Raw genomic sequence first — 15,689 nt, forward strand, 5'->3', positions numbered from 1 at the left:
CGGGCCCGATTTGCACGGATTGCTCCGGGTTCAGGCCGCCGCGGCGCAAGCCTGCGCCCAGGCGCGCGCCTGCGCCACGTCGAGGAAGTAGTGGCACAGCTCGGGCCGGGCCGGGTCGCCGAACAGCACCGGCACCAGTTCGTCGAAGCGCTCGACCAGCGCCGGATCGGCGTCGACATCGATTACCGCAACCTCGAAGCGCTCGCCCGGCTCTTGCAGGGCCATCAGCGCCGCGTGCAGGTCGTCGCACAGGTGGCACCAGCTGCGCGAATACAGCGTGAATGGCACTACCCGCATCAGCCGCGCGGCTTCACGACGACATATTGCGAGACGTTCTCGCGGCGCACCAGCAAGGCAACCGGCTTCTTCGGGTCGAGCTTGGCGACCAGCGCATTGAACTGCGCCGCACTAGTCACCGGGACAGTGCCGACCTGGGAGATCAGGTCGCCCGGGCGAATGCCGGCCGCGGCGGCTGCGCCGTCGGCATGCTCGACCACGATGCCGCCAACCGCGCCGGGTTCGGCGCGCTGAGCGGGAGCGATGTCGGCCACTACCAGGCCAAGCGCGTTGGCAGGCGCCGCCGGGGTCGGCTTTTTCGGCGACGGCCGGACGGCGGCGCTTTTCTCCTCTTGCAGCTCGACGATGGTCACCGGCAGTTCGATCTGGGCGCCGCGGCGCCACACCGTGACCTCGGCCCGGCTGCCGACCTTGCTGGCACCGACCAGGCGCGGGAGGTCGCGCGTGGTCTCGATTGGCTGGCCATTGAACTTGAGGATGATGTCGCCGACCTTGATGCCGCCCTTCTCCGCCGGGCCGCCAGCTTCGACCATCGAGACTTCGGCCCCGCGCGCCTTGCCCAGCCCGAGCGATTCGGCCACGTCGCGCGTGACCTCGCTGATCTGCACGCCCAGGCGGCCACGGGTGACGCGGCCGGTGGTCTTGAGCTGGTCGGCAACGCGCATGACTTCGTCGATCGGCACCGCGAACGAAATGCCGTTATAGGCGCCCGACAAGGTGGCGATCTGCGAATTGATACCGATGACTTCGCCACGCATGTTGATCAGCGGGCCGCCAGAATTGCCGGGATTGACCGCGACATCGCTCTGGATCAGCGGCAGGTATTCGCCGGTGTCGCGCGACTTGGCCGAGATAATGCCAGCGGTGACAGTATTGTCGAGATTGAACGGCGAGCCGATCGCCACGACCCATTCCCCGACCCGAATCTTGCTGGAATCGCCAGTGCGCAGGTAAGGCAGGTTGGCGGCGGAGAGCTTGAGCAGCGCGACATCGGAGCGGCGGTCGGCGCCGAGCACCTTGGCCTTGAATTCGCGGCGGTCGGTCAGCGTGACCGTGACCTCGTCGGCGCCCTCGACCACGTGCGCATTGGTCAGCACGAAACCGTCGCCAGAAATGATGAATCCAGAACCAACGCCGCGCGTGATCTGCTGCTCGGCGCCCGGCGCGCCCTGCCCCGGGGTGCCGCGGCGTCCGCGCGGAAGCGGCATCTGGCCGCCGAAGAAGCGGCGCAGGAATTCCTGCATTTCTTCTTCGGCCGGCGCGCCACCGTTGCGCTGGATGCGCTCGGTGGTGCGGATATTCACGACGGCAGGCCCGACCTTGTCGATCAGGTCGGAAAAATCCGGCAGGCCGGTGACAACGGGCGCCTGCACCGGCGCGGCCGCCATGGCTGCGGGAACGAAGAAAGCAGTAGCGCCGGACATCAACAGGCCCGACAGGATCAAGCTGGCAGTTTTACTGGTCATGGGTCGGATTCGAAAAGCTGGGATTGACTTTATGGTAAGCCAAAACAGCCGCTTTGTCGCGTGGCGCGCGGAGCGCGTGGCCATGCTGACGCCGCCGGCAGGGCCGCCCGCCCTACATGCGCTTGGCGGCCGGCTTGGTCTGGGGTGGGGCGTCGTGCTCAAGCGCCGGTTCGATCTCGGCCGTCGCTCCGGTGCGCGGCCTGCCGCCCGCGATCACGGCCGGCGCGATCGATGCCAGCGCGCCGGCAGGCAGCTCGGGCTTGCGGGCTTCGCGCCGCAGCGGGAGCGGTTCGGCGTCGAGCCGATTGGCCAGGCGCGCGGCAAAGCCGGACGACAGCGCCGATGTGCCGGGCTCGGCGCGCAGCGCATCGCCGATCCGGTGGTAGAGGCACCAGGCCTCGACGCCGTCGCGCTCGCGCAAACCGGCCAGCGCCAGTTCGGTGTCGGCATCGGGCAGTTCACCGTCCATGAAGGACGATATGGTCTCGCGCATTTTTTTGTTGGTGTCCATCTGGTGGCCCGCCGCAATCGGTGTGTTCAACATGTGCTGCCCGTGTACGATCCCGCGACCTAGCGACGTTTGTCAACCGGGAAATCGAGCAAAGGGCGCAATTTCTCGGCAATGACTTCGCGCGCACGGAAAATCCGACTGCGCACGGTTCCTATTGGACACGCCATTACTTCAGAGATTTCTTCGTAACTGAGTCCTTCTATTTCTCGCAGGACGATCGCCGTCCGCAGTTCAAGCGGCAATGCTTCCATTGCCGCATTGACAGTATGTGCTATTTGCTTGCTTGCCAGCATAGACTCTGGCGTATTAATGTCGCGCAAGCTATCCGCGTCATCGAAGCTCTCGGCTTTTTCTGCGTCCGCCTCGGTAGAGGTAGGCGCCCTTCGACCTTGGGTGACGAGGAAATTTTTTGCCGTGTTGATTCCAATGCGATACAGCCACGTATAGAAAGCCGAATCTCCCCGGAAATGACGCAGCGCGCGATAAGCCTTGATAAAGGTTTCTTGCACCACATCCTCGGCTTCGGCCGGATCGTGAACAAGCCGCAATACCAGGCGCATCAGGCGGCGCTGGTATTTGGCCACGAGCAGGTCGAATGCCCCCCGGTCGCCAGCCTGGACGCGCTCCACCAACAACTGATCACCTTCGCGTTCTGTCGTCACGGACCAAGCCCCATCGGCTGCAACGGCCCTCTTCCATAAGAGTTGGCTCGCTGCAATAAGTTCAAAGTATTTTATGCTCCAGGCAGGGCCCCGCCAGCGGCCCTGCCGTGCCGCCGAGCGCCACCGCCAGCGCGCGAAATGCATCTGGCGCCACGCTATCCGGAAGCACCACGACACAGCGGCAGGCCAGGCCCGCGGTACCGGTCGCAGCGCCCAGCCGCAGCAGCAACAGCTGCGGCCACAGCGTAGAACCGGGCAAGAGCCGTACTGGCATGCCGACCTGCGTTTCCATCCCCACATCCTGTTGTACCGCCAGCCGTAGCTGGCCGAGTCCAGAAATATCAATCCGGTCCATCACTGCGCCGCGCCACGCCGCGTGCACCAGGCACAGCCCGGCGCACAGCAGGGCGACTGCCATCAGGCTTCCCGCCGCGTAGCGCGCGGGCAGCAGCAGACCCACCGTCAGCGCGGCGGCGAGCAGGCTTGCGCCGAAGCCGGCCAGCACCAGGCGCAGGCAGCGCGACGGCGCAATGACGACGGTCATCGCGATCGACATGCAGACAGAAGAACGAGTAAAAAACAGGAAAGTAAGGACGCTGCCGGCCGGAGCCGCGAGCGACGAATCGCCAGATTCGTAAAGGATGCGCAGGACCGAATGGTCGAGGCTGTCAGACGCCCCATCCCGGTTAGACCGGGATGGGCGGCACTAGTTCAAACAAACACCAGGGCTCAGATTTTGGCGAACACCAGGGTACCGTTGGTACCGCCGAAGCCGAACGAGTTCTTGACCGCGTAATTGATCTTCATGTCGCGCGCCGTGTTGGCGCAGAAGTCGAGGTCGCACTCCGGATCCTGGTTGAACAGGTTGATCGTCGGTGGCGAGACCTGGTTCTTGATCGCCAGCACGGTAAACACCGATTCCAGTCCGCCGGCGCCGCCCAGCAGGTGGCCGGTCATCGACTTGGTCGAATTCACGACCAGGCTATTGGCATGGTCGCCGAATACGCGCTTGATGCCGCGCACTTCCGCCACGTCGCCCAGCGGCGTCGAGGTGCCGTGCGCATTGACGTAATGGATTTCGCTCGGGTTCAGACCGGCGTTATGCAGGGCCGAAACCATGCACCGGGCCGCGCCACTGCCATCCTCGACCGGCGAGGTGATGTGGTTGGCGTCCGCGCTCATGCCAAAGCCGATGACTTCGGCGTAAATCTTGGCGCCACGGGCGACCGCGTGTTCGTACTCTTCGAGCACCATCACGCCGGCGCCTTCGCCCAGCACGAAGCCGTCGCGGTCCTTGTCCCAAGGACGCGAGGCGGTGGCCGGGTCGTCGTTGCGGGTCGACAGCGCACGTGCCGAGGCGAAGCCGCCCAGGCCCAGCGGCGACACGGTCGATTCGGCGCCGCCGGCGATCATCACGTCGGCATCGCCGTACTCGATCAGGCGCGCCGAAGCGCCGATGCAATGCAGGCCGGTGGTGCAGGCAGTGACGATGGCCAGGTTCGGACCGCGCAGGCCGAACTTGATCGAGAGATCGCCCGAGATCATGTTGATGATCGAGGCTGGCACGAAGAACGGCGAAATGCGGCGTGGGCCCTTGGCCGTGTATTCTTCCTTGGTGGCTTCGATCATCGGCAGGCCGCCGATTCCCGAACCGATGTTCACCCCGATACGGTCGCGGTTTTCGTCGGTTACTTCCAGGCCCGAATCCTGCAGGGCCTGGATGCCCGCTGCCATGCCGTAATGGATAAAACTATCCATATGGCGGCCTTCCTTGCCTGGCAAATAGTCCTCGACGACGAAGTTTTTAACTTCGCCGGCGAATCGGGTCGTGAATTGCGATGCATCAAACTTGGTGATGTTGGCAATGCCCGACTTGCCAGCCAGCGCCGCATCCCATGCCTCGGCAATCGTATTGCCGATTGGTGAAATGCAGCCCAGGCCGGTAACGACGACACGGCGGTTGCGTGAACGGCTCAAGCGATTCTCCCAGAAACTTTTAAAGCGCGATCTACTACTTTAGGCCTTGACGTGCGCGGTAGCGTAGTCGATGGCTTGCTTGACGGTGGTGATTTTCTCAGCCTGCTCGTCAGGGATTTCCATTTCGAACTCGTCTTCCAGTGCCATCACCAGTTCCACGGTGTCCAGCGAGTCAGCGCCGAGGTCGTCAACGAACGAGGATTCGATTTTGATGTCTGCTTCTGCAACACCCAGCTGCTCAGCGACGATTTTTTTAACGCGTTGTTCGATATCCGACATGTTATGGCTCCATTAGGTATGTGTTGCGGAAAGTGCGCGCATTTTATCAGGTTTGCGCGGCGAAAGACTACTTTCGGCAGTTCAAGCTATCTCCACCGAATTTACTGCTAAAAGAGGTGAATATGCGGCTCCATCATCAAACCCAATGAACCCGCATCATTGCATATTAATTCATATACATGCCGCCATTTACATGCAGCTCGGTGCCGGTGATATACGCAGCCTGCGGACCGGACAGAAATGCCACCGCATGCGCGATGTCTTCCGGCTGGCCCAGGCGGCCCAGCGGAATCTGACCGAGCAGCGCTTCGTGCTGGCCTTCGCCCAGCGCCTTGGTCATGTCGGTGTCGATGAAGCCTGGCGCCACGCAGTTGACGGTAATGCCGCGGCTGCCGATCTCGCGTGCCAGCGCACGGGTCATGCCGGCCACACCGGCCTTGGCGGCAGCGTAGTTCATCTGGCCCGGATTGCCCGAAGCGCCCACCACCGAGGTGATGTTGACGATGCGGCCATGCCGGGCCTTCATCATCGCGCGCAGCACCAGGCGCGACAGGCGGCCGACGGCGGTCAGGTTGGTCGCGATGACGTTTTCCCACTCTTCGTCTTTCATGCGCATGGCCAGATTGTCCTGGGTGATGCCGGCATTATTGACCAGGATCGACAGGCTGCCGAAGCTCTTTTGCACCTCGTCGACGACACTGGCGCAATTGGCGGCATCGGTAACATTGAGTACCAGGCCCTTGCCGCCGAATTGCGCGAGGTAGGCGCCGATGGCCTGGGCGCCGGCTTCGCTGGTGGCGGTGCCGACCACGGTCGCACCCTGGCGGGCCAGTTCCAGCGCGATGGCTTTACCGATACCGCGCGAGGCGCCGGTGACGAGAGCAACTTGGTTCTGCAGGTTCATGCTTTTCCTCTTGTATTGAATGGATCTCAGGCTGCCGGCGCTTGCTGCAGCGACGCCAGCACGCGCTCGAGCGCGGCCTGGTCGAGCAGCGCGTCACCCACCAGTGCCGGATCGATGCGCTTGGCCATGCCGACCAGGGTCTTGCTCGGGGCGCATTCGATGACCTGGGACATGCCGCTGGCCGCCATCTTCTGCATGGTCTCGACCCAGCGCACCGGCCCGGCGGCCTGGCGCACCAGCGCATCCTTGATGGCAGCCGGGTCGTGCAGGATAGCCACATCGACATTGTTGATCAAGTCAATCTGGGGAGCCGAGAAGGCGATGTTCTCGAGATAGTCGCGCAGGCGGCTCGATGCGGGCTTCAGGAGCGACGAGTGGAACGGCGCCGAGACCGACAGCTTCATGGCGCGCTTGGCACCCTTGGCCTTGGCGATCTCGCAGGCGCGGTCGATGGCGCCCGCATGGCCGGCAATGACGATCTGGGTCGGTTCGTTGAAGTTGACGGCCTCGACCACTTCGCCCTGGGCCGCCTCGAGACAGACCGCGCGCACCTCGTCGGCCTGCAAGCCCAGCACGACGGCCATGCCGCCCTGCCCGACCGGCACTGCGTCTTGCATCGCCTGGGCGCGGAAACGCACCAGCGGCACCGCATCCTCGAACCTGATCACACCCGCGGCAACCAGCGCCGAATATTCGCCCAGGCTGTGGCCGGCCACCATCGATGGCGCCGGGCCACCGGCGGCGATCCAGGCGCGGTACACAGCCACGGCCGCGGTCAGCATGACCGGCTGGGTATTGGTGGTCAGGTCGAGGTCTTCTTTCGGACCTTCGGCGATCAGGCGCTTCATGTCCAGGCCCAGTGCGTCAGAGGCCTGGGCAATGGTCTCGTCGACCACCGGGTTGCCGGCGAAGCCGTTCAACATGCCGACGGCCTGGGCGCCCTGCCCAGTAAACAGGAAAGCGAATTTGGTCATTTTATTATTCTCCAGAGGTGCGCCACTGACGCGGGAAAAATTACATGCGCACCAGCACCGCGCCCCAGGTAAAGCCGCCGCCGACACCTTCCATCAAGACATTCTGGCCCGGCTTGACCCGGCCATCGCGCACTGCGGCGTCGAGCGCCAGCGGAATCGAGGCGGCAGAGGTGTTGCCGTGCTGGTCGACCGTGACGACCATCTTCTCCATCGGCAGTCCGAGCTTCTTGGCGGTGCCCTTCATGATGCGCAGGTTGGCCTGGTGGGGAATCAGCCAGTCGATGTCCGAGGCCTGCATCTGCGCATGCGCCAGCGCTTCTTTCGCCACTTCTTCGAGCACGCTCACGGCCAGCTTGAACACCGCCGGGCCGTCCATGTACAAGAAACCGCTGCCGGCAACGGCGCCACCGGCCAGGTTGCCCGGGATCGACAGGATGTCGGCGTGGCTGCCGTCGGCGTGCAGCTTGGTGGCCAGGATGCCGGGCTCGCTCGAGGCTTCCAGCACGACCGCGCCGGCGCCGTCGCCGAACAGCACGCAGGTGGTGCGGTCGGTGAAGTCGAGGATGCGCGAGAACACCTCGGCGCCGATCACCAGCACGCGCTGGTACATGCCGGAGCGGATAAAGGCGTCGGCGGTCGCGACCGCGTAGACGAAGCCGCTGCACACGGCCTGGACGTCGAAGGCGGCGCTGTTGTTACTCATGCCCAACTTTTGCTGGACGACGCAGGCGGTGCTGGGAAAGCTGCCGTGGAAATCAGGGGTGGAGCTGGCGACGATCACCAGTTCGATGTCGCCCGCCGACCGGCCGGCCATGGCCAGCGCCTGGCGGGCGGCGTGGGTGGCCAGGTCGGACGACTGCTCGTCTGGCGCCGCGTAGTGGCGTACCGAGATGCCGCTGCGCGAGACGATCCACTCGTCGGACGTTTCCACGCCGCGTGCGGCCAGCTGTTGCGCGAGCTGGTCGTTGCTGACGCGGTTGGCCGGCAAATAGCTGCCGGTACCGGTAATCTTGCTATACACAGTCATTGCTCCACCATCCTGCTTGGGTTGGTTATGCCTGGCGCTCTTCGCCGGGCGAGGTCGGCATCAGTTCGGCGATCAGCGCCGACAGCTGCTCTAATACATCGTATTTTGCCGCATCGTAGGCGCGCTGGAGCGCCCACTCGAACGCATAGGCGTTGGCGCCGCCGTGGCTTTTAAAGACCAGGCCTTTCAGGCCGAGCAGGCCGGCACCGTTATAGCGCTCCGGGTTGAGCTTCTTGAGCGACTTGCGAGCCAGCAAGGCGCCGGCCATCGAGAAGACACTTTCCTTGAAGACCGACTTGACGAAGCGCGACAGGCCCTCGACCGCCTTGAGCGTGACGTTGCCAACGAAACCGTCGCACACGACCACGTCGACCGTGCCCTTGAAGATGTCATTGCCTTCGACGTTGCCGTGGAAATTGAGCTTGCCGCGCGCATGGTCGGCACGCAGCAGTTCGCCGGTGGCTTTGACCACGTCGTTGCCCTTGATCTCTTCGGTACCGACATTGAGCAGGCCGATGGTGGGGCGCGGGATGTGCTCCATCGCCGAGCACAGCACCGAGCCCATGATGGCGAACTGGTGCAGGTGATGCGGCTCGCAGTCGACATTGGCGCCCAGGTCGAGCATGTAGGTCGGCCCGTTCTTCTGGTTCGGCATGATCGAGCAGATGGCGGGGCGGTCGACCCCGGTCATGGTCTTGAGTACGTAGCGCGAGATGGCCATCAGGGCGCCGGTATTGCCCGCCGAGACAGCGGCATTGGCGCTGCCATCCTTGACCAGCTCGACCGCGACGCGCATCGAGGAATCTTTTTTCTTGCGCAGCGCAATCTCGATCGGGTCGTCCATCTCGACGATTTCGCTGGCATGCTTGAGTGTGATGCGGGGATGCGATTCGGCGCGCTGTTTTTTTAATTCTGCGCGCAGGGGCTCGTCGCGGCCCACCAGGATCAGGTGGACGTCATCGTGTTTTTTGAGAAAAGCGAGGGCTGCCGGGATCGTCACCGAGGGGCCGTGATCGCCACCCATGCAGTCAATGGATATTGTGATGGTCATTTGCTGGGAGTTGCCGGTTCACGCAGGGCGGGCGGCAGAGAGGATCGGGGCGAAGCTTGTGGCCAGCCGCTGTCCGCGCAATTCGAACCTGCCTACGGGCTGCTTGCAGCCGCAGTAAACCCGAATGCGAAAGAAAAAGCGGTGCCACGCAGAAAACATACGTTGCACCGCTTTCATGGTACTGAAAAACAAGACGTCGATTACTCGTCGTTCTTGGTCTTCAGGACTTTGCGACCACGGTAAAAGCCGTTCGGGCTGATGTGGTGACGCAGGTGGGTTTCGCCGGTGGTCGGCTCGACTGCCAGATTTGGTGCGGTCAGGAAATCGTGCGAACGGTGCATGCCGCGCTTCGACGGGGACTTCTTATTCTGCTGAACTGCCATGATGACTCCTAATACATAAGTTCTAAAATTTTAACACAACCGATGCGCAAATACATGCAGATCGAGTATCCCAGCGGCAATCTCTTGATCTTTCGACCCGCCCTTTGCCAACATGTTTGCTACTACTACAACTGCCAATGCCATACTCGATGACTGCACGCGTTTGACACGTCCTGCTTCGTGCTGCGGCTACACAGCACTACTGATTCCGTACGACTTCTCTGGTACTGCTTATTCTGGTGTGGGCGCGGCCGGCCCGGCTTTCAGGCCGGCGAACGGCGAGACCTTGTCGGTCTTCAGGGCGTCCAGGAGCTTCGTGTCCGGACATACCTCGTGTTTCGGTGCCTGCGGCAGGGCCAGCAGGGCTTCATCTTCGAGCAACTGGCGGATGTCGCAGGCATGGCTGCCGACAATCACGTCGATGCTGTCGTCATCGAGCACTTCCTCGATGCCATCGGCTTCTTCATCGTCCTTGCCGAGCACCAGCATGGTGGACGAGCCGAGCTCATATTCCATCGGCCCCAGGCAGCGTTGGCAGACCAGCTTGACCGGACCGGCGACCTCGAGGGTCAGCGACGGATAGCCATGCCGGGTCTGGCCACCTTGCATCGACCAGCGGATCGCGCCCGAATTGTCGGCGCAGTCTGCCGCCAGGCGGGGCATTTCGGCTACCAGGGTGGTGCCCTCGCGGTATCCGTCATTCCGGCAAAACTCGAAGGCGTCTATGACAAAAGCGCTCATTTGGAAAACTTCCCCGGAAAACCTGCGATAATAACAGGCTTATCCCCACAGAGTCAAAGACTTGCATGCATTTTGCTCTGGAGGTGTTGCGCGTTTCTTTACCGCGCGTTATTGGCATCTATTAGATTAGCTTGCCAGCGATGTTCATTCATCTGCTTTACTTATAGTTCGACAGACAGTCCCATATGATACCAAGTTCCGCGCCGCCGCGCCTCATTCTTGCATCGGGTTCGGCTTACCGGCGCGAACTGCTGGCGCGCCTGCAGCTGCCCTTCGAGTCGATCGCTCCCGATATCGACGAAACGCCCCGGCCTGGCGAGGCGCCGCAGGCAACCGCACTGCGCCTGGCGCGGGCAAAAGCCGCGGCCGTGGCGATCCACGCGCCGGGCGCGCTGGTGATCGGCTCCGACCAGGTCGCGACGCTCGACGGCCTCCAGATCGGCAAGCCAGGCAATCATGGGCGCGCGCTCGAGCAACTCCAGCTGATGCGCGGACGGCGCGTGGTGTTCCATACGGCGCTGTGCCTGTGGGATAGCCGCGCAGCCGATCCGGAATGCGCGGCGCAAGTTGCCAACGTTCAGGTGTTCGTCGACTTCCGCGACCTGCCGGACGCCGAACTCGATGCCTACCTGCGCATCGAGCAACCTTACGACTGCGCCGGCAGCGCCAAGAACGAAGGGCTGGGTATTGCCCTGCTCGAACGGATCGAATCGGACGACCCGACCGCCCTGACCGGTCTGCCGCTGATCGCCCTGAGCGGCATGCTGCGCCGCGCCGGGGTGCGCCTGTTCGGCCTGTAGTTTTCTACCCTCACCTGAATGTTTCCTGAACCATGCCCGGCACCCTCTACCTGATCCCGAATACCCTTGGCCCCGTCGACGCAGCCCCGGGCGCCCTCTGCGCCCTGCTGCCGACGCAGGTGCAGGCGCTGACCGCGCGACTCGATTATTTTGTCGCCGAAAACGCCAAGACCGCGCGCGCCTTCCTGAAACTGGTCGCGCTCGATCACCCGCTGGCCAGGGCGCTGCAAGAAATCGAGATCGCCGAACTGAACGTCAACACGCCCCCAGCCGCGCTCGCGCAACTGCTGGCGCCGCTGCTGGCTGGCCGCGACGCCGGGCTAGTGTCCGAAGCCGGGGTGCCGGCAGTGGCCGATCCGGGCGCCGACCTGGTGCGGCTGGCGCACCAGCACGGCATCGCGGTGCGGCCGCTGGTGGGCCCGTCATCGCTGCTGCTGGCTGTCATGGCAAGCGGCCTGAACGGTCAGAGTTTCGCCTTCAACGGCTACCTGCCGACCGACGCCGCATTGCGCGCCAAGCGCATCCGCGAACTGGAAACGCGCTCGCGCGCCGAAAAGCAGACGCAGTTGCTGATCGAAACCCCGTATCGCAACGGACAGATGCTCGAAGCACTGGCAACGTCCTGCCAGCCGGGCAGCCTGATCTGCGTCGCGACCGACCTGACGCTGGCAAGCGAGTCGGTGCAGACGATGACGGCGGCGAAGTGGAAATCAGCGCTGGCCGCCGGCAAGGCGCCGGACTTTCACAAGAAGCCGACGGTGTTCTTGTTTTTGGGGCAGTGAAACGCTAGATTCCCGCCTGCCGCGCCGCGCCGATGGTCAATGCACTTCGTGCGTGAGTTCGCGCACCCAGTCGAACGCCGCCAGCTCGATCTCGCGTATCTGCGCCACCGTCAGGCCCAGCTTGCGCAGTGCGCTGGTAAGCTTGCAGCTGCCGTCGGCCGCTTCGAGCAAGCCGGCAATGCGCAGCATGGTCCCGAACTGGCCTTCGCCGTCGAGCAATGCGGCGCGCACGTCGTCGGCCACTTCGATATTGTCGAGGATGTCGCCCATCGGGATCGAAAACAGGGCATCGGCCAGCGACATGATCCCGACCGTAAACGCACGGTCGGCCGCGGCGGCATCGTTCGGACGCAGCGCCAGCGTCATCAATTCGAGCAGCTTGCCGCGCGTGGTGGCCAGCAGCAATAGCGGAGAAGCCAGTTCCACCCCGCCGGCGGTGGTGTAGAGCAGGATTTGCAGCCAGCGTTGCAGCTGGCGCCGCCCAAGCTGGCTCAGCGCCTGCGACAGCGATTCGATCTGCGGCCCCGGCGCCGCGCGGCTATTAACCAGGCGCAGCAAGTTCAGGCTGATCAGGGCGTCGCGCTTGACCGCCGTTTCGATCGCCTGGCTGTCGGCGTTCGAGCCGATCAGCTCGAGCAGGCGCAGGATGGCCAACTCCGACGGCGTAATCCGCTTGCCCGACAGGATCACCGGGCGGGCGAAATAATAGCCCTGGAAATAATCGAAGCCCAGGTCCATGCAATGCTTGAATTCGTCGAGCGTCTCGACTTTTTCGGCCAGCAGCTTCTTGCCGGTACGCTTGAGCGAGGCCACCAGAGCGGCCAGCTCGCCGCGCCGCACACCCTTGATGTCGACCTTGATGACATCGACCAGTGCGACCAGGCGGTCGAGCTCGGGAGTATGCTCGACCACGTCGTCGACCGCGAACGCAAAGCCCAGCTCCTTGAGCTCCAGAATCCGCGCCAGCAACTGCCGCGTCGGCTTGACGGTTTCCAGAATTTCGAGGATAACTTTGTGTGAGGGCAGGAAGCGCACGAAGTCGCTCATCAGAACGACCTCGTCCACATTGACATAAGCCAATTGCTCACCAACCACCTGCTCCATGCCGAGTTGCGAGGCGTACGAAATCACCGCCGCCGTCGCTGCAGCGTTATCGGTCAGCTTCGCATCGTCGTCCTCGCCGGCCGCGCGAAACAGCAACTCGAAAGCCACGAGGTGCTGGTCACGGCCGAGGATGGGCTGACGTGCGAGAAAAAAATCGTTGGACGGCACGGATGCCGCTGCCGCTAATTCGGCATGCATCAAAACTCCTGGGAAACGTTTTCGGCACGCATGAGCATGCCAGGCCGGCGGGGGGCACTGGCCTGGGAAACTATACTACAAAAACACCAACCTTAGCATTTTTACATCGAACCGTGCATCATCGACTGCTGCCGCCCTTGCCGCCCGATCGGGTGCCGCCGCTACGGGGTGCGCCCGCTGGCGCGACCGGGCGCTTGCTGGTGGCTCCGGCGCTGCCCGGCCCTTGTGGTTTGCCCTGGCTGCCATCCGGGTGCCACACGCGGCGCGCGCCGGTCTTGCTCGCTGCCGGCGCGGCGCCGCCTGCCTGGCTCTTGGTACGCGGATCTTCCTCGCCTTCGCGCACCATGCTCTGGCCCGGCAGGCGCAGGCTGCCCTTGCCCGACAATGGGCTGGCGCGGCGGGCGTTACCCACAGGAACCCGCGGGCCATCGGCCGCCATGCGCGCTGCCGCGCCAGTCACCTGGGTGCCGGTCTCGATGGTAAACCGGGCGCCGGCGTCCTTGCCCAGTACCTGCACCAGGTAAGGCAGGGTTTCGCGCAGCAATGGCTCCAGCGTATACGGCGGATTCAGGATGAACATGCCGCTGCTGTGCAGGCCGAAACCGTCCGGGCCTGGGGTCGAGACGGTCAGGGTTACGTTCAGCCACTCCTTGGCCGGCAGGCGCTTGAGACGGTCGGCGAACTGGCGTGATTCCATGCGCTGCAGCACTGGATACCAGACCGCATAGATGCCGGCCGGGAAGCGCCCGAGCGCTTCATCCAGCGCCTCGCGCACCTTCTTGTAGTCGTCCTTGATTTCATAGGGCGGATCGACCAGCACCAGCGCACGGCGCGACGGCGGCGGCAGCAATTTCTTCAGGCTTTGGAAACCGTCGCCATGCTCGATCAGCACCCGGCGGCCGCGGGCGCGTTCGCCCTGCTCCGCCTTGTGCTCTTCGACCTTGCGGAAGTTCTGGGCCAGGATACGGCAGTCGGAGGGATGCAACTCGAACAGGCGCAGGCGGTCTTCGGCGCGCGACAATTGGTCGGCCACGTAAGGCGAACCCGGGTAATAGCGCATCTTGCCGCTCGGATTCATTCCCTTGACCAGTTCGATATAGGGTGCCAATGCGGGCGGAAGATGTGTGGCATTCCACAAAGCACCAATACCGGTAGCGTATTCCGCATTCTTGTTCGCCTGTGCACCGTCGAGCGCATACACGCCCGCACCAGAGTGGGTGTCGATATAGGTATACGGCACGTCCTTTTGGTTCATATAAAGGTGCAACTGAACCTGGACAAAGTGTTTTAGGACATCGGCGTGGTTACCCGCGTGATAGGCGTGGCGGTAGCTCAACATAAGCTGGAATTCCTGAGAAAAGAGACGAGGCCGCATGAAAACAAGCGGCGTAATGGACGTCATTATCCACTACAACGCGCTGCCGCCGTGAACTACCGGGGAAAACTGCCCGCGATTGGGTGGGACCAGTTGGCCGGGCCTTCAGATGCCTACCAAAAAAACGTTGCATTTTTACATCAAGAATTTCCTTAATGATCTTTATTTATGTTGACGCGTAGAAAATCAACTGAGATGATGAGCCTCATCAAATTCGTCAAAACTATTCCCCTACACGTGAAAGTGCTTATGCGCCTCTTGCCTCGCCATGCTGTCTGCAGTCTGCTGATTTCTGCCGCAACCGTCGTCGCGGCCAATGCATCGGCTGGCGTGATCACGCAAGACGGCGTTGTATTTACCTCGACCTACACGGGTAACGTGATGACGCTGCGAATCGATGCCAAGAACCGCACCGGCGGCTGGGCTTCGGCGGCCATGCTCGACGCGTTTTCGATCAAGACCATCGGCAGCTTTTCCGGCGTAAAGATGAGCTCGGCCAATGGCGGCAACTGGACGATGAATACCACTGAACTCAACGCAGACGGCTGCCCGAATTCCAAGGAAAAGGGTAACTCCAACGGCCAGTCGCGCCTGTGCTACTCGGGCGCGGGCCTGGCCCTGGCCGACAACATGGTCTTCACATTCACGTTCGACGGCGCGCCGAACTTGTCGGCGCCGCACTTGAAAGTCCAGTTTATCGATACTCGCGGCAACAAGGTCGGCAGCCTGTTGTCGAAGGACTTCCCGGCTCAGGCCGCCAGCAGCCCTGCTCCGGCTCCGGCTCCGGCTCCGGCACCTGCACCGGCTCCGGCTGATCCTGCACCTGCTCCGGCTGATCCGGCTCCTGCACCTGCTCCGGCTGACCCAGCACCTGCGCCTGCTCCGGCTGATCCTGCACCTGCACCTGCACCTGCGCCTGCGCCGATCATCCCTGATCCGGCCTTGATCCCGACCCCAGGCACGGGTAGCAGCAGCGGCGGAGGCAAGGCAGACAATGTGCCGGTCGCGGTAGCGACTCCGGATGTGTCGACCGACGTGCCCGAGCCGGCATCGGCCGTCATGATCGCCGCGGGCCTGGCGCTGATGGGAGTGGCCCGCCGCCGCAACCGCAAGGCCAGTACCTGATCGCTGAAGTTCATTGAAACAACGGCGCGTCCC

At 63.2% G+C, this 15,689-nt stretch carries 18 protein-coding genes; 3 read left to right on the top strand and 15 right to left on the bottom strand.

What is annotated here, in order from left to right:
* Positions 1 to 30 precede the first annotated feature (30 nt).
* The 13 genes from NRS07_RS12780 to NRS07_RS12840 form a co-directional block, all read right to left on the bottom strand.
* Complete coding sequence (locus tag NRS07_RS12780) at positions 31 to 297, bottom strand: glutaredoxin family protein (RefSeq protein WP_259207455.1); 267 nt, start codon at positions 295 to 297, stop codon at positions 31 to 33.
* The gene (locus tag NRS07_RS12785) at positions 297 to 1,763 is read right to left on the bottom strand and encodes a DegQ family serine endoprotease (RefSeq protein ID WP_259207456.1); all 1,467 of its coding nucleotides are present in this window, start codon (positions 1,761 to 1,763) and stop codon (positions 297 to 299) included. Before NRS07_RS12785 ends, NRS07_RS12780 begins: the two co-directional genes overlap by 1 nt.
* A gap of 112 nt (positions 1,764 to 1,875) precedes the next feature.
* A complete protein-coding gene (locus tag NRS07_RS12790) occupies positions 1,876 to 2,307 on the bottom strand; it encodes a sigma-E factor negative regulatory protein (RefSeq protein WP_259207457.1) in 432 nt (143 codons plus the stop codon).
* Between the two features lie 26 nt (positions 2,308 to 2,333).
* Complete coding sequence (gene rpoE, locus NRS07_RS12795) at positions 2,334 to 2,936, bottom strand: RNA polymerase sigma factor RpoE (RefSeq protein ID WP_259207458.1); 603 nt, start codon at positions 2,934 to 2,936, stop codon at positions 2,334 to 2,336.
* A gap of 61 nt (positions 2,937 to 2,997) precedes the next feature.
* Positions 2,998 to 3,492 (bottom strand): protein YgfX, encoded by a 495-nt coding sequence (locus tag NRS07_RS12800; protein WP_259207459.1) that lies wholly within the window; start codon positions 3,490 to 3,492, stop codon positions 2,998 to 3,000.
* A gap of 173 nt (positions 3,493 to 3,665) precedes the next feature.
* Entirely contained in the window at positions 3,666 to 4,913 is a 1,248-nt protein-coding gene (gene fabF / locus NRS07_RS12805; RefSeq protein ID WP_259207460.1) for a beta-ketoacyl-ACP synthase II, read from the bottom strand.
* Between the two features lie 39 nt (positions 4,914 to 4,952).
* Positions 4,953 to 5,192: an acyl carrier protein gene (gene acpP / locus NRS07_RS12810; RefSeq protein WP_020653257.1), complete on the bottom strand. Its 240-nt coding sequence runs from the start codon at positions 5,190 to 5,192 to the stop codon at positions 4,953 to 4,955.
* Between the two features lie 166 nt (positions 5,193 to 5,358).
* Positions 5,359 to 6,096, bottom strand: a complete 738-nt coding sequence (gene fabG, locus NRS07_RS12815) for a 3-oxoacyl-ACP reductase FabG (RefSeq protein WP_259207465.1) — start codon at positions 6,094 to 6,096, stop codon at positions 5,359 to 5,361.
* 26 nt (positions 6,097 to 6,122) lie between these two features.
* The gene (gene fabD / locus NRS07_RS12820) at positions 6,123 to 7,070 is read right to left on the bottom strand and encodes an ACP S-malonyltransferase (protein ID WP_259207468.1); all 948 of its coding nucleotides are present in this window, start codon (positions 7,068 to 7,070) and stop codon (positions 6,123 to 6,125) included.
* 40 nt (positions 7,071 to 7,110) lie between these two features.
* The gene (locus tag NRS07_RS12825; RefSeq protein WP_307729893.1) at positions 7,111 to 8,097 is read right to left on the bottom strand and encodes a beta-ketoacyl-ACP synthase III; all 987 of its coding nucleotides are present in this window, start codon (positions 8,095 to 8,097) and stop codon (positions 7,111 to 7,113) included.
* Positions 8,098 to 8,122: 25 nt separating this feature from the next.
* Positions 8,123 to 9,148, bottom strand: a complete 1,026-nt coding sequence (plsX, locus tag NRS07_RS12830; RefSeq protein ID WP_259207470.1) for a phosphate acyltransferase PlsX — start codon at positions 9,146 to 9,148, stop codon at positions 8,123 to 8,125.
* A gap of 200 nt (positions 9,149 to 9,348) precedes the next feature.
* Positions 9,349 to 9,531, bottom strand: coding sequence for a 50S ribosomal protein L32 (gene rpmF, locus NRS07_RS12835; protein WP_005666806.1), 183 nt, complete (start codon positions 9,529 to 9,531; stop codon positions 9,349 to 9,351).
* Between the two features lie 231 nt (positions 9,532 to 9,762).
* Positions 9,763 to 10,272 carry a DUF177 domain-containing protein gene (locus NRS07_RS12840; protein WP_259207478.1) on the bottom strand — a complete coding sequence of 170 codons (510 nt, stop codon included), beginning with the start codon at positions 10,270 to 10,272 and terminating at the stop codon, positions 9,763 to 9,765.
* 185 nt (positions 10,273 to 10,457) lie between these two features.
* Between NRS07_RS12840 and NRS07_RS12845 the strand changes: the two genes are divergently transcribed.
* Both NRS07_RS12845 and NRS07_RS12850 read left to right on the top strand, forming a co-directional pair.
* On the top strand, positions 10,458 to 11,072 hold the full coding sequence (locus NRS07_RS12845) for a Maf family nucleotide pyrophosphatase (protein WP_259207479.1): 615 nt from the start codon (positions 10,458 to 10,460) through the stop codon (positions 11,070 to 11,072).
* A gap of 32 nt (positions 11,073 to 11,104) precedes the next feature.
* The gene (locus NRS07_RS12850; protein ID WP_259207481.1) at positions 11,105 to 11,854 is read left to right on the top strand and encodes an SAM-dependent methyltransferase; all 750 of its coding nucleotides are present in this window, start codon (positions 11,105 to 11,107) and stop codon (positions 11,852 to 11,854) included.
* A gap of 36 nt (positions 11,855 to 11,890) precedes the next feature.
* On the opposite strand, the gene NRS07_RS12855 is transcribed toward NRS07_RS12850, so the two are convergent.
* Positions 11,891 to 13,156, bottom strand: a complete 1,266-nt coding sequence (locus tag NRS07_RS12855; protein ID WP_259207483.1) for an EAL and HDOD domain-containing protein — start codon at positions 13,154 to 13,156, stop codon at positions 11,891 to 11,893.
* A 118-nt stretch (positions 13,157 to 13,274) separates the two neighbouring features.
* Entirely contained in the window at positions 13,275 to 14,411 is a 1,137-nt protein-coding gene (locus NRS07_RS12860) for a 23S rRNA (adenine(2030)-N(6))-methyltransferase RlmJ (RefSeq protein WP_259207484.1), read from the bottom strand.
* Positions 14,412 to 14,780: 369 nt separating this feature from the next.
* Here NRS07_RS12860 and NRS07_RS20295 point away from each other — a divergent pair, with 369 nt between their 5' ends.
* Complete coding sequence (locus NRS07_RS20295) at positions 14,781 to 15,656, top strand: PEP-CTERM sorting domain-containing protein (RefSeq protein ID WP_307729894.1); 876 nt, start codon at positions 14,781 to 14,783, stop codon at positions 15,654 to 15,656.
* Positions 15,657 to 15,689: the final 33 nt, after the last annotated feature.

Source organism: Massilia sp. H6 (assembly GCF_024802625.1).
GTDB lineage: Bacteria > Pseudomonadota > Gammaproteobacteria > Burkholderiales > Burkholderiaceae_D > Telluria.